This window comes from Pantoea sp. B566, assembly GCF_024793925.1.
GTDB lineage: Bacteria > Pseudomonadota > Gammaproteobacteria > Enterobacterales > Enterobacteriaceae > Pantoea > Pantoea ananatis.
Genome location: NZ_JANUQL010000003.1, coordinates 2908731 through 2923180, shown reverse-complemented (window position 1 = coordinate 2923180; position 14450 = coordinate 2908731). Strand labels below are relative to the sequence as shown.

The 14450-nt window shown below is 52.3% G+C and carries 12 protein-coding genes; 5 read left to right on the top strand and 7 right to left on the bottom strand.

The annotated features are described in order from the left end of the window. Positions 1-7: 7 nt before the first annotated feature. From wzzE to trxA, 4 genes are all read right to left on the bottom strand, one after another. The gene (gene wzzE, locus NYE92_RS15350; RefSeq protein ID WP_014607001.1) at positions 8-1057 is read right to left on the bottom strand and encodes an ECA polysaccharide chain length modulation protein; all 1050 of its coding nucleotides are present in this window, start codon (positions 1055-1057) and stop codon (positions 8-10) included. A gap of 27 nt (positions 1058-1084) precedes the next feature. Beyond that, a complete protein-coding gene (gene wecA, locus NYE92_RS15345) occupies positions 1085-2170 on the bottom strand; it encodes a UDP-N-acetylglucosamine--undecaprenyl-phosphate N-acetylglucosaminephosphotransferase (protein WP_014607002.1) in 1086 nt (361 codons plus the stop codon). A gap of 277 nt (positions 2171-2447) precedes the next feature. Next, positions 2448-3707 (bottom strand): transcription termination factor Rho, encoded by a 1260-nt coding sequence (gene rho / locus NYE92_RS15340; protein ID WP_006121431.1) that lies wholly within the window; start codon positions 3705-3707, stop codon positions 2448-2450. A 341-nt stretch (positions 3708-4048) separates the two neighbouring features. Further along, on the bottom strand, positions 4049-4381 hold the full coding sequence (gene trxA / locus NYE92_RS15335) for a thioredoxin TrxA (RefSeq protein WP_006121430.1): 333 nt from the start codon (positions 4379-4381) through the stop codon (positions 4049-4051). Between the two features lie 117 nt (positions 4382-4498). Here trxA and rhlB point away from each other — a divergent pair, with 117 nt between their 5' ends. Together rhlB and gppA are read left to right on the top strand one after the other, a co-directional pair. Continuing rightward, the gene (gene rhlB, locus NYE92_RS15330) at positions 4499-5791 is read left to right on the top strand and encodes an ATP-dependent RNA helicase RhlB (protein WP_013024051.1); all 1293 of its coding nucleotides are present in this window, start codon (positions 4499-4501) and stop codon (positions 5789-5791) included. 7 nt (positions 5792-5798) lie between these two features. Next, a complete protein-coding gene (gene gppA / locus NYE92_RS15325; RefSeq protein WP_014594999.1) occupies positions 5799-7283 on the top strand; it encodes a guanosine-5'-triphosphate,3'-diphosphate diphosphatase in 1485 nt (494 codons plus the stop codon). Positions 7284-7299: 16 nt separating this feature from the next. Here the strand turns inward: gppA and rep are convergent, their stop codons facing one another. Then, positions 7300-9321 (bottom strand): DNA helicase Rep, encoded by a 2022-nt coding sequence (gene rep / locus NYE92_RS15320; RefSeq protein WP_029569329.1) that lies wholly within the window; start codon positions 9319-9321, stop codon positions 7300-7302. Positions 9322-9468: 147 nt separating this feature from the next. Between rep and ppiC the strand changes: the two genes are divergently transcribed. Next, complete coding sequence (ppiC, locus tag NYE92_RS15315; protein ID WP_013024048.1) at positions 9469-9750, top strand: peptidylprolyl isomerase PpiC; 282 nt, start codon at positions 9469-9471, stop codon at positions 9748-9750. Here the strand turns inward: ppiC and NYE92_RS15310 are convergent, their stop codons facing one another. Beyond that, the gene (locus tag NYE92_RS15310; RefSeq protein ID WP_014594998.1) at positions 9751-11808 is read right to left on the bottom strand and encodes an AsmA family protein; all 2058 of its coding nucleotides are present in this window, start codon (positions 11806-11808) and stop codon (positions 9751-9753) included. Between the two features lie 63 nt (positions 11809-11871). Next, positions 11872-12645, bottom strand: coding sequence for a cyclic-guanylate-specific phosphodiesterase (pdeH, locus tag NYE92_RS15305; protein ID WP_110015546.1), 774 nt, complete (start codon positions 12643-12645; stop codon positions 11872-11874). 268 nt (positions 12646-12913) lie between these two features. Here pdeH and NYE92_RS15300 point away from each other — a divergent pair, with 268 nt between their 5' ends. Together NYE92_RS15300 and NYE92_RS15295 are read left to right on the top strand one after the other, a co-directional pair. Next, on the top strand, positions 12914-13846 hold the full coding sequence (locus tag NYE92_RS15300) for a sugar kinase (protein ID WP_259019129.1): 933 nt from the start codon (positions 12914-12916) through the stop codon (positions 13844-13846). Positions 13847-13912: 66 nt separating this feature from the next. Next, positions 13913-14356 carry a VOC family protein gene (locus NYE92_RS15295; protein ID WP_259019128.1) on the top strand — a complete coding sequence of 148 codons (444 nt, stop codon included), beginning with the start codon at positions 13913-13915 and terminating at the stop codon, positions 14354-14356. The last annotated feature ends 94 nt before the right edge of the window (positions 14357-14450 follow it).

Here is a 14450-nt window from a genome sequence, read left to right as displayed (position 1 = left end):
GTTTCTCTCAATCTTGTGTATCTGACATAGTACGCTGACGACGCGCTAGCGCCACGCCCGCACCAACCAGCGCACCTATCGCGCCCCACATCACCATCATAAATGCCCGGCGGGGACTGTCGCGTGAAACCGGCTCTTCCGGCGTACGCAAATAACGGTAGGTCTGGAATTTGCTGTTAAGCGTCGGGCCTGCATCCAGTGTGGTCAGCATCGCTTTATTTTGGTCGTAGCTGATATCAAAGCTCGGCCCGGTCGCTCTCAGGGTTTCTAACTGCCCCTGCAATAAAGGCTGGCCCATTAGAAACAGATCGCTGTCAGCCAGGTTTTCGCTCACCTCACGCGTCTGCTTCTCATTAATGCCCTGCTGGCTGGCAATTTTCAGCGCCTGTTCCAGCCGATGTTGCCGTCGCAGGAATACCGCATTCGCTACGTCTTCCTGACGTTTGACCTGCGCCTTAAGCTGGCTGGTCCGTGCCTGCCACGCCCCCGTTAACTCTGCATTGAGATGGCGTGCAGCGCGTTCACTGGCATAGGCAATATACTGGCGCAGCAAATTGTTCGCATCCGCAGCAGTTTCTGCCTTAAGTTTGACGCTGTCGAAAATATTTCGTGCGCTATCCGCTGGCGTAAACTGAATGTTATCAATCATATCGTCCAACAAGGCAGCATCATTGTGGGCATTGCCGCTTTTTCGCGTTTTATAATAATCGGTTTGCTGCCAAAACTCCCGGCGGGTATCCCAGGATGAGAGCTGCATCAGGAACTCCTGATACACCTCGTCCATCACGGTAGGTGACGCCGTATTTAACGTCAAAGCGTTATTGCGCATATCCAGATTGTTCAGGAACTGTTGCTGGGAATAGTAGGATCCCAGCATATTCACCGTAGGCCGCCCTGTTATCGCGGTCGTGCTCCACACCTGTTTCATCAGCAGCGTTGCTATCCAGGCTACCAATGCAAACACGACTGCACAGCCGACTATCCAGCGCTTTCCACGCCATAGGCTGCAGCCCAGGCCGCGAATATCCAGTTCGTTCTCCACAACGTTAGCGCGCATCAGAGCGTTATCCTTTGTTAAGTCTTATCAGGGTACATTTTTTCTGGCATTGCTGAGATTATTAAGGCGTCGTTTGAAGCGTCGGATCTTTCTCGCGACGCGCCATGCATGTTTCAAACAATAGCCGTAGCCCATGAAGGCAATCAAGAACAGGGCTAACATCACCCATTCAGGGATAAAGGCCAGGTATTCACCCAGCACGCCTATGCCCGCGAGCAGAGCAGCAGCAGCGGTAATCAGTACAAAAGCCTGACGAGGAGTAAAACCCGCTCGCATGATTAAGTGATGTATATGTTGGCGATCGGCAGAAAAAGGGCTCATTCCTTTGCGTAACCGACGGTACATAATCGCGACCATATCCATCAGAGGAATTGCAATCAGCCATAATGCTGTGACTGGTGTGATGGGATGGCTTAAGCCTTGCGTGGTTTCAAGCAAAATCCAGATAATCGTAAAACCAATCATGGTACTGCCTGCATCGCCCATGAATACTTTAAAACGGCGTCCCAGAAAACCAAGATTAAGTAAAATATAGGGGATCGTGGCAGCTATCATGGCAAAGCACCACATTGCGAGACTGTGCTGCCCATCAAGATAAAGAATGATCCCCATGGCGCCAAACGTCACCATGGAAAGGCCACCCAGCAGACCATCAATACCGTCAACCATGTTAAAAGCATTAATCGCTGCCCAGACGGCAAAAAGCGTCAACACATAACCAAAGGGCCCAACTATCAGTTCTACCGGGCCAATGATGAATCCCAGACTCAACAGGTACAGTTTGGCGCAAAACATCATTACCAGCGCCACAATACCCTGTACTGTTGCCCGAATCTTCACGCTGATATCAAAGCGATCGTCAAGTGCACCAACCAACACCAGTACGCCTGCACAACCCAGGTAAAGCTTAGCGTGCGGCAAGTAGTAGTCAGTGATGAAGAAGGCGAAGCAAATTCCTGCATACACGGATATTCCGCCAACCAGTGGAATAACGCCAAGATGGCGCTTGCGCATGTTTGGCTTGTCTACCAATCCAATTTTTTCTGCTACTTTGCGAGCAAGGAAAAGAAATACCAAGGAAAAGATAAAAACTAAACCAAGCTCAGTACTCATAGTGAGTAAATTCACGTTAAACGCTCTCAGCTATCATCCTGGAACTCACATTACGTCAAAAATCGCGCCTGTTACCGTTCCAGATTCCGAATTCGGCATGAAGAGGTGCACGAACGGTTAATCGTCCACCACTGCCACCGTCATTATTATTACGTCTGCCAGCATTCAATCCTATAGCCCGAAAATAAAAAACGCCACGTCAGAACGTGGCGTCGGGGCTATTTTATGACCATTTAAAGAAAAAAACGCCATCATAGTCAGATGACGCTCTAAAGGATCAAGAACGCTTCATCATATCGAAGAATTCGTCGTTGGTTTTGGTCATGGCCAACTTGTTAATCAGGAATTCCATCGCGTCGATTTCACCCATTGGATGGATAATCTTACGCAGGATCCACATTTTCTGCAGCTCTTCCTGAGAGGTTAACAGCTCTTCTTTACGGGTACCTGAACGGTTGTAGTCAATCGCCGGGAAGACACGTTTTTCGGCAATTTTACGCGAGAGATGCAGCTCCATGTTACCGGTGCCTTTAAACTCTTCGTAAATCACTTCATCCATCTTCGAACCGGTATCCACCAGTGCCGTCGCAATGATGGTCAGGCTCCCGCCCTCTTCCACATTACGTGCCGCACCGAAGAAACGCTTAGGACGATGCAGGGCGTTGGCGTCCACACCACCGGTCAGTACTTTACCGGAGGCCGGAACGACGGTGTTGTAGGCACGGGCCAGACGCGTGATGGAGTCGAGTAAAATGATGACGTCTTTTTTGTGCTCGACCAGGCGCTTGGCCTTTTCGATCACCATCTCGGCCACCTGAACGTGACGCGAAGCCGGTTCATCGAAGGTGGACGCGATCACTTCACCTTTCACCAGGCGTTGCATCTCTGTCACTTCTTCCGGACGCTCATCGATTAGCAGCACCATCAGCACACAGTCTGGATGGTTGTAAGCAATGCTCTGCGCGATATTCTGCAGCAGCATCGTTTTACCGGCTTTCGGCGGTGCCACAATCAGACCACGCTGACCACGACCAATCGGTGACGCCAGGTCCAGTACGCGAGCGGTTAAGTCTTCAGTTGAGCCATTACCCCGCTCCATACGCAGACGGCTGTTAGCGTGCAGCGGCGTGAGGTTTTCGAACAGAATCTTGTTACGCGAGTTTTCTGGTTTGTCGTAGTTAACTTCGTTAACTTTCAGCAGGGCAAAGTAGCGCTCACCTTCTTTTGGTGGACGGATTTTGCCGGCGATGGTGTCACCAGTGCGGAGGTTAAAGCGGCGAATTTGGCTGGGAGAAACGTAGATGTCATCAGGACCGGCGAGGTAGGAGCTGTCTCCAGAGCGGAGGAATCCAAATCCATCCTGCAATATCTCCAGCACACCATCACCGAAGATGTCCTCGCCGCTTTTCGCGTGCTGCTTCAGGATTGAGAAAATAATGTCCTGCTTGCGCATACGAGCCTGATTTTCCAGCCCCATATTCTCGCCGAGGGTAATCAGCTCAGAAACCGGCGTATTCTTTAATTCGGTAAGATTCATATTGATGGGTTCTTAAACTCGGGGTAATACTCGAAATGTTTGTCGTGAATGGTATGGCAGTTAGTCCATGCCTGTTCTGTTAATGACTTTTTCAACTCTTCTCAACGATCATCGTCTTGAATAATGACTGGGAGCGAGGAGACGGTCGACTTAGTCAGAGTAGAGCTAGTCGTTAGATTGCTAAACCGCTGGTAGGTACAGTATGACAGGGTCTAACAAGAGAAAACTTTGAATGCTAACTACAAGGTATGTTCATAGTGCAGTGAAAATAAGTTAGCACGCTTAAAAGCGAACGTCCAGCAGCAGGCAAAAATTTAACCACTGCCGGACGCCCGGCCCGATTACGCCAGGTTGGCGTTCAGGAACTCTTTTAACTGACCTTTGGACAATGCGCCCACTTTTGTCGCAGCGACTTCACCGTTTTTGAACAGCAGCAGCGTCGGGATGCCGCGAATGCCGTATTTAGGCGCAGTGCCTGGGTTATCGTCAATATTCAGCTTAGCGATGGTCAGTTTGCCATCATACTCTTCTGCAACTTCATCAAGGATTGGCGCGATCATTTTACAAGGACCACACCATTCAGCCCAGAAATCTACCAGTATAACGCCGTCGGCTTTTAGCACGTCGGTGTCGAAACTGTCATCGGTCAGATGAACGATTTTATCGCTGCTCATGTTTTACTCCACAAGATTGTGCCTGGCGAATTGGCGTAATATAAACCAATGTTGGTTGACTTTATTTCATCGGATACGCTTTCGTAAAGCGATAGTAAGCTGATATTCTACCACACTATGAGCAAAACACACTTAACTGAACAGAAGTTTTCCGACTTCGCCCTGCACCCTCTGGTGGTGGAAGCCCTTGATAAAAAAGGGTTTCATAACTGCACGCCTATCCAGGCGTTAGCACTGCCGTTTACGCTTTCAGGGCGTGATGTCGCAGGTCAGGCGCAAACCGGTACCGGCAAAACGATGGCGTTTTTAACGTCAACGTTTCATCATCTTCTCTCTCACCCTGCTCCAGAGGGCCGCCAGGTTAACCAACCTCGCGCTTTAATTCTGGCCCCAACCCGTGAACTTGCGGTGCAAATTCACGCCGATGCTGAACCACTGGCGGCATCAACCGGCCTTAAATTAGGTCTGGCTTACGGTGGCGATGGCTACGACAAACAGTTAAAAGTACTGGAAAACGGTGTCGACATTCTGGTGGGTACCACCGGCCGTTTAATCGATTACGCCAAGCAGAATCACGTCAATCTCGGTGCCATTCAGGTCATGGTACTGGACGAAGCCGATCGCATGTTCGATCTCGGCTTTATAAAAGATATCCGCTGGTTGTTCCGTCGCATGCCTGCTGCCACGCAACGCCTGAGCATGCTGTTCTCCGCCACGCTCTCTTACCGCGTGCGTGAGCTGGCATTCGAGCACATGAACAGCGCCGAATACGTTGAAGTTGAACCTGAGCAAAAAACCGGTCATCGCATTAAAGAAGAGCTTTTCTACCCTTCGAATGAAGAGAAAATGCGCCTGTTACAGACGCTGGTAGAAGAAGAGTGGCCTGACAGAGCAATCATTTTTGCGAATACCAAGCATCGCTGTGAAGACATTTGGGGCCATCTGGCTGCAGACGGTCACCGGGTCGGCCTGCTGACGGGTGACGTGGCACAGAAGAAGCGTTTACGTATCCTGGATGACTTTACCAAAGGCGATATTGATATTCTGGTCGCGACCGACGTTGCGGCTCGTGGCCTGCATATTCCTGCGGTGACGCACGTATTTAACTATGACCTGCCGGACGATCGCGAAGACTATGTTCACCGCATTGGCCGTACGGGACGTGCAGGCGCAAGCGGTCACTCCATCAGCCTGGCCTGTGAAGAGTACGCATTAAACCTGCCCGGTATTGAAGAGTACATTGGTCACAGCATTCCGGTGAGTAAATACAACAGCGACGCGCTGTTAACTGAATTACCGCCACCGAAACGTCTGACGCGCAATCGCTCAGGCAACGGTCAGCGTCGCGGAGGCAACAATACCGGCCGTCGCGGTGCACCCCGTCATAGCAACCGTAAACGTTCGGGTTAAGTTGACCATGCTAAGCGCATCGACTCTCTATGCTGCAATTGATTTAGGCTCTAACAGCTTTCATATGCTGGTCGTCAGCGAAGTGTCAGGAAGTATCCAGACCATCGCCAAAATCAAGCGCAAGGTGCGCCTGGCAGCAGGCCTGGATAAATCCAATTGCCTGTCCGCCGAAGCCATGGCCCGGGGCTGGCAATGTCTGCGGCTTTTCTCTGAACAGCTTCAGGATATTCCTCCCGATCAAATTCGGGTAGTGGCAACCGCCACGTTACGCATTGCCGCTAATGCGCAAGCGTTTCTTGATAAGGCGCAACAGATTCTGGGTTGCACCATCAATGTGATTAGCGGCGAAGAAGAAGCGCGTCTGATTTATCAAGGCGTAGCACATACTACCGGGGGTTCCGATCAACGCCTGGTCGTGGATATCGGCGGTGGCAGCACAGAGTTAGCCACCGGCGATGGCTCCCATGCCAACGTGTTGTTTAGCCTGCAGATGGGCTGTGTCACCTGGCTGGAGCGATTCTTTGGCGATCGCCACCTGGCTAAAGAGAATTTTGACCAGGCTGAAGAGGCTGCCAAAGCGATGCTGAAACCTGTTGCCGGAGAACTGCGCAAACAGAGCTGGCAGGTGTGCGTTGGTGCGTCCGGAACCGTTCAGGCCCTGCAGGAAATCATGGTCGCCCAAGGCATGGATGAGCGCATCACCCTGAGTAAGCTACAGCAGTTAAAACAGCGGGCCATTCAGTGCGGCAAACTTGAAGAGCTTGAAATCGAAGGCCTGACGCTGGAGCGGGCGTTAGTGTTTCCAAGCGGTTTGTCCATTCTTATTGCCATCTTTCAGGAACTCAATATTGACAGCATGACGCTGGCCGGCGGCGCGCTGCGCGAAGGGCTGGTGTACGGAATGCTGCACCTGCCTGTCGATCGCGATATTCGCAGCCGCACGCTGCAAAATGTGCAGCGCCGGTTCAATATTGATGTCTGCCAGGCAGACAGGGTCCGGCAGCTAGCGGAAAGTTTTTTTCGCCAGGTCAGTGTTCACTGGAAACTGGATCAGCGCTGTCGGGAGCTTCTGCTAAGCGCCTGTGCGATTCATGAAATCGGGCTGAGCGTCGATTTCCGTCAGGCACCGCAGCACGCGGCCTATCTGGTCCGCCACCTTGATCTTCCGGGTTTCACCCCAGCGCAGAAAAAATTGCTGGCCTGTTTACTGCAAAATCAAAGTGGCAGCATCGACCTTGCGCTACTCACGCAACAAAACGCCCTGCCGCCGCGGCTGGCCGAGCGTTTGTGCCGTCTGCTACGGCTGTCCATTATCTTCTCGACTCGGCGTCGTGATGACACGTTACCCGCCGTTCGTATGCAGGCGGATGATGAAGCACTGCACGTTACGTTACCGGCGGGCTGGCTGGAAGCACATCCTCTGCGGGCCGAGCTGCTCGAACAGGAAAGCCACTATCAGTCCTATGTTCACTGGTCGTTAACGCTTTCCTGATCCCGTCTGCGACGGATTAGCTCTTTTTCGCCTTTTCCAGCATTGCACGCAACCCGGCCACCCGACTCTGGCCGGTTTTCATGCGCTCCTCTGCACTAACCACTTTGCGCTCGGTTTCCCACACTACGTCGTCCTGCGGCAGCTCCAGCAGAAAGCGGCTGGGTTCAGGGCGGATGAGCTCACCATACTGACGGCGCTCCCGACACAAGGTAAACGTCAGCTCTTTCTGCGCGCGGGTAATGCCAACGTAGGCCAGACGGCGCTCTTCCTCAATGTTGTTCTCATCGATACTGCTCTGATGCGGCAACAGCCCTTCTTCCATGCCGACCAGAAACACGTAGGGGAACTCCAGCCCTTTTGAGGCATGAAGCGTCATCAGCTGTACCTGATCAAGCTCTTCGTCGCTCTCACCGCGCTCCATCATGTCGCGCAGCGTAAAGCGGGTGACAACCTGCGCCAGCGTCATCGGCTCATCCAGATCGCTACCCTCCAGCATTTCCGTCATCCACTGAAACAGCGTATTGACGTTTTTCATCCGCATTTCAGCGGCTTTGGGGCTGCCCGATGTCTCAAACAGCCAGCTTTCGTAATCGATGCCGCGAATCAGATCGCGCACGGCATTAACCGGTTCACGCTCACTGAGCTGGATAATGTCGTTGAGCCAGTGGGTGAAGCGCTGCAGATGTTCAAGGCCGCGCCCCGTCAGCGTTTGCCCAAGGCCCACATCAAAGCTGGCGTTAAACAGGCTTTTATTGCGGATATTGGCCCACTCACCGAGTTTTTGCAGCGTTGCCGGACCAATCTCGCGCCGTGGCGTATTCACAATACGCAAGAAAGCGCTGTCATCATCGGGATTGGTCAGCACCCGCAGATAAGCCAGCAGGTCTTTGATCTCAGGACGAGAGAAAAACGAGGTCCCGCCTGAAATGCGATAGGGAATGCGGTTCTGCATCAAGAATTTTTCGAACACGCGGGACTGATGATTACCGCGGTACAGGATCGCGTAATCTTTATACTGCGTTTTATTAATAAAGTGATGGGCAATGAGTTCGCCCGTTACCCGTTCGGCCTCATGTTCTTCGCTATTGGCACTCAGCACCTTGAGTTCACTGCCCAGACCCAGTTCAGAAAAAAGACGCTTCTCAAACACATGGGGATTATTGGCGATCAAAATATTCGCGGCTTTGAGAATACGCTGTGAAGAGCGGTAGTTTTGCTCAAGCTTGACCACCTCCAGCGCCGGAAAATCCTCATTAAGCAGGACCAGATTCTGTGGCCGGGCACCGCGCCAGGAGTAAATCGACTGATCGTCATCTCCTACCACGGTAAAACGCGCACGGGTGCCGACCAACAGCTTCACCAGTTCGTACTGACTGGTGTTTGTGTCCTGATATTCATCCACCAGCAGGTAGCGAATACGTTGTTGCCAGCGCTCGCGGACGTCCTGATTACGCTGTAGCAGAAGCGTAGGCAACAGAATGAGGTCGTCAAAATCCAGCACGTTACAGGATTTGAGATGCCGGTCATACAGGGCATAGCAATGGGCAAACACGTTATCCCGCTCCGAGCGGGCCAGCGCGGCCGCCTGCGGCGGATCGACCAGATCGTTTTTCCAGTTCGAAATGGTAGAAATGAGCTGCTGCAGTAACGTCTTGTCCTCTTCCAGCCACTCGCTGGTGAGGTCTTTGAGTAACGCCAACTGATCCTGATCGTCGAACAGGGAAAAGTTGGACTTCATGCCCAGCGCCACATATTCGCGCTTGATGATTTCCAGACCCAGCGTGTGAAACGTGGAGATCATCAGGCCGCGCGCCTCTTTGCGCCCCAGCGTTTGCGCCACGCGCTCTTTCATTTCGCGTGAGGCTTTATTGGTGAAGGTCACGGCGGCGATATGGCGGGCCTGATAGCCACACTCACGAATCAGATGCGCGATTTTGTTGGTGATTACGCGGGTTTTTCCCGAGCCAGCGCCTGCCAGCACCAGACAGGGACCGGTAACAAATTCGACGGCTCGTTGTTGGCTGGAGTTTAAACGCATCGGGACATCGCTCTGTTGAAATAAGATACCGATTTCAAACCGCAAGCCGGCATGTACAGGCTCAGTGAACAGGTGCGGTAAACGCATCTGCGATTTGAAAAGACAGGTTTATAATGGGGGACGATTATACACAACAGAGACATTATCATGGCGAAAACTGCCGCAGCTTTACATATTCTGGTGAAACACGAGGCGCAGGCTATCGCCCTGCTGGAAAAACTGCAAAAAGGCGAAAACTTCCAGCAGCTTGCCCGCAAGCATTCTGTGTGCCCTTCTGGTCGGAACGGGGGAGATTTAGGCGAGTTTCGTCGGGGAAAAATGGTCGCGGCTTTTGATAAAGCGGTATTCACCTGCCCGTTGCTACAACCTTTCGGGCCGGTGAAAACCGCTTTTGGTTATCACATTATCAAAGTGCTCTATCGCAACTGATCACTTCTTCTTCATTTGCTGCAGGACCCGGCTGCACTGATTCTCGTCAGTATCACTGGGTGAAATCAGCGCCAACAGCGCTGCCGCAGGCCCGACCACAGCACCTAATGCCACCGCCGCCGCCCCGCGTGCCAGTAAGGGACCGGTTTTCACGCCAGCGTCCGGATGCTTGAAGGTGCCCCGAACATACAAGGGCGAGCGCAGGGTCACGATTCGGATGCCTTTACTTTCTGGATTGACTGAAAGATCCAGCCGCTCGTTGGCAAAGTTCGCGTTGCCTGACACGTTAATGACGGCATTTTCCGTATCGAACACGAACAGGTTTGGCGTGGCCAGACCGTTTTGCAGTTTAAGATCGGTGGCCGCACAGTTAATACGAACTTCATCATCACCAAACAGCTTACCGACCAGATAGTTGCCGACGTTGAGTCCGGCAATTTCCATCAGGTTGCGGCTGATCAGTCCGTCGTTCATCAGCAGTTTCAACTGACCGTTGCTGGTTGCCAGCAGGTCAGCAACGGAGTTGCCGGTGCCGGTCAGGCTGGCATCGCCGTTCAGCTGCCCAAGGCTGTTTTGCATTGCCTGTACGTCGGGGAACAGCTGGCGCAGGCGAAGTTTACGGGCATGAATATCGGCCCGGCCCCGCATCGGTGAGCGATTCCCTTCCAGGCGGATGGTGCTGTTCAGATTACCGCCCGCCATACCGAAACGCAGTGGATCAAGCAGCAGGTTTCCGTTATCGAGCTGCAAATGGGTATAAAGATCGCTCAACGGTAGTGAACTGCTGTGTTCGATGCGCTTGCCGCTAAACTTCACATCCGCATCCATAACGTCCCAGCTTTTGGTGTCGAACCTGTCGTGAGGCAGAACGCGATCCGCAGGCTGTACGGTTTTTTCACCGCGTTTTGCCTTGGCCTGTTCGGTTTTCTCGCTGCCCTTGCCCGAGTTAACGCCGATCAACGGGCCCAGATCCGCCATACGTAACTGATCCGATCTGAGTTCACCGACCAGTTTTGGCCGTGGCTTGCCCTGGCTGTAGGTCAGAGAGCCATGAATATCGCTGTCGCCAATATGACCATTAAATCCCTGGTAACGAAAAACGGCACCGTCTTTGCCGGTAAATTTGGCAATCAGGCGGCCATCAGTTTCATAAGGCGGGGTATCCGGTAACAGAACGCCGGTCAGACCATAGAGGTTTGCCAACGTATCGCCAGAAAAACGTAGACGCACGTCCAGCCCGCCCAGATTCAGGGGATCCTGAACGCCGCCGGTCAGCTGTACGCGCGTGCTACCGTTCCGGACGTCTGCCTGAATCGGGAACGCTGTGGTCTGACTACGCAGGGATAACATGCCGCCAATCTTGCCCTGACCCGTGAGTTTTTCATTGTGATAGCTGCCGCTTGCCTGCCAGCCAAAGACAAAATCACCCGCGCCTTGTTGTTTATCGTCTCCGCCCGCGATTTGTGAATAGGGCACAGGCTTGCCGAGCGGGTTAACCTTCAGCGTGACATCGGCCTGGTTAACGGCATCGCGGTAGAGAATGGTGCCCTGATCGAACAGAATATTATCGAGACGAAATGACCAGGCTGAAGGTGGCGCATTATCATCTTTGCTGTCGCTGTCAGCGAGGGTAAAGGTCCAGTTGTTTTTCTTATCGGCGGTCTGAATCAGGCGGGCATCAGGCTGCTGCAGTTTTATCCACGGGATAAAGACTTCTTTGTGCAGTAGGGCCAGAGGGGCAAGTGTGGCGTCCACGCGTTGCAGGTGGATCATGGTCACGTCAGGAATATCAGGGGGATTGCCCAACATAATGTCTTCGGCGTGCAGATGAGGCCAGGGTAACCAGCCGCGCCATCCGGGTTCTTCAGGATTACGCTGCCATGCGACGCCCAAATCCCCCCGAATGGCAAAGGGACGGTTAAGTTCCGCAGACACTTTCTGATTAATAGTGGGTTTCAGGCGATTCCAGTCGAATGTTGCAATGACTATCACTACAACGACGATCAGCAATACAACAATCCCGCCAATCCAGCTTACAATTTTTCCGGCGCGTGACATTAGGCTTCCTCCCTGCTCTTTCACGGTCTCCGTTAAAGATAGTCGAGAGCGCGCGGGAAGGGATCAATCAAGCTGCACAGGAAGGCTTTCCAGTTCGGAAAAGGGAGCAGGACGAGAAAAAAAATACCCTTGAGCCGCCATCGCCGGGGACGATTTAACCTGATCCCACTCCTGTTGCGTCTCAACGCCTTCAACAATCACGCCGTTGCAGTAACGATTTATCAGCGACAACAGCATGGGAAAAAGTATCCGGCCTTCATCTGACGCACGTAAGAGAATAAAAAGTTCACGTGACAGCTTAATGTAGTCGTATTTAAGCTCGGTCAGTGCAGAGAAGTTCGCCATGCCCGAACCGAAATCATCCAGCCACAACGGCCCCAGTTCAGGCATTTGCGCGACCATCTCCTCCTGAGGCAGGACATGGTGCTCGGTCAGCTCAAAGCGAACCCAGGGTAAACGGGTAATCAGACTGCGAATCGGTACATGGTTTTGTATCAACGACAACGAAGGGCCGTCAATATTCACTGATGCCATGACGTTATTGCGACCAAAGAACGATTCCCACTGGGTGAGTAATTCTAACTGCTCCTGAACAATATTAAGGCGTTGTGCTATTTCCAGCTCAGAAAAATAGGCTTCAGGAGACAGTTTCTTCTCTGGTTCAGACGGATGTGTGATGGCCGTCAGCAGTTCAATCGCCAGCAGTTGCCCCGAAACCTTATAGATGGGCTGAAAGGTATAGCTGCGTTGACACTGTTGCCAGATGAGACGTTTTTTTTGCTGCGGGTTGATGTCAATTGAAGAAGGTAGCCATTGACTAAAATTCTCCATAACCATGGTCTTTTCCTGGTTGATAGTAAGCGCCTTCATCTGGCGGCCTGGCAGCGTTTATCGTTTAACATTCGACAACTTAGTGAAAACCCGGCCACGTTGAAGCAACGAGTCTACGCCTCTTTTAGTGCGACAATCGCCGAAACAAGCCGCTTTATCGGGTTAATTATCGCTTTACCTCACCCTAAATTAAATTAAAACGCTGTTTTAAAAAGTTGACGATGACGCTAACAAACGCGAGACTGAAGCAAATGTAAACTACAGGCCTTAAACCATGACGCATAAAAAAATCGCCGTTATCGGTGAATGCATGATTGAACTGTCCGAAAAAGGCGACAACATTAAACGCGGCTTTGGCGGTGATACGCTCAATACGGCCGTTTACCTTGCCAGACAGGTCGATCAACACAAAATCCGGGTGGATTACGTGACGGCGCTGGGAAACGATCCCTTTAGCGCACAGATGATCGCCCGCTGGCAGCAGGAAAACGTGCATACCGACCTGATCCAACGCCTTGAGGATAAAATGCCCGGTCTGTACATGATCCAGACAGACGACCAGGGCGAGCGCACATTCTGGTACTGGCGCAATGACGCGGCGGCACGCTACTGGCTTAATGGCCCTCTGGCAGAAGACATTTGCCAGCAGCTGGAACATTACGACTACCTTTATCTCAGCGGTATCAGTCTTGCTATCCTGACTGACGCCAGCCGTGCAAAGCTCATGCAGGTGCTGGCAAACTGCCGCAAAAACGGAGGCAAGGTGATTTTCGATAATAATTACCGGCCTCGCCTGTGGAAAGACAATGCCAGTACTCGCCAGGCCTATCAAAAGATGCTCGATAACACGGATATTGCCTTCCTGACGCTGGATGACGAGCATCTGTTATGGGGCGTGCAGCCTGTCGAAGACGTCATTGCCCGGGCACGTCAGGCAGGCGTTAGCGAGATCGTCATCAAGCGCGGTGCGGAATCCTGCCTGATTGCCGCGGAAGACCAGCCTGTTAGAGAGGTTCCGTCAATCATGCTGGCTAAAGAAAAGATCATTGACACCACGGCGGCGGGCGATTCGTTCAGTGCGGGCTATCTGGCTAAGCGTCTGGTTGGCGCCTCGGTCGAGGAGGCCGCCCAGCGTGGTCCTCTCACTGCCAGCACGGTTATTCAGTTTCGTGGGGCGATTATTCCGCAGGAAGATATGCCTGCATAATTGCTCTGTCGCATGGCCAGGATGAGACGAGTATCCTGGCCATGCCTGACTGTAAACGGAGTCAGTATGAATCGCATCAATCTGGTCTGCCTGGGCGTGCGTGATATGAAAAAATCCCTGGCCTTTTATAAAGGCATCGGTTTTAAAACGCAGGTGACTGAGCAGAATCCGCCCATCGTATTTTTCAATAATTCCGGCACCAAACTCGAACTCTTTCCTCTCGATAATTTGGCAAAAGATATCAATGAAACCCATCCACCCAGGCTAGCCGACGACGGATTCAACGGCATTACTTTTGCCATTAATGTTAAGTCGAAACACGAGGTCGACGATCTCATGGAGTTGGTACAAAGCCAAGGTGGAACCCAGGTAAAACCGCCGCAAACCGTTCACTGGGGTGGCTATAGCGGCTATTTCCGCGATCCCGACGGCTATTACTGGGAGATTGCCTGGGCATCATTCTGGAAGTTTGACGATCGGGATATGCTCATTATCGATGAAAGCCCATAGCCATAGCCATCGCGCTCTGGCGCAGTGCAGCCCGTGCCAGACTTCCCGCTTGCACAGCGATTAACCGCGCAGCAACACATCACTTTCTTTAAAT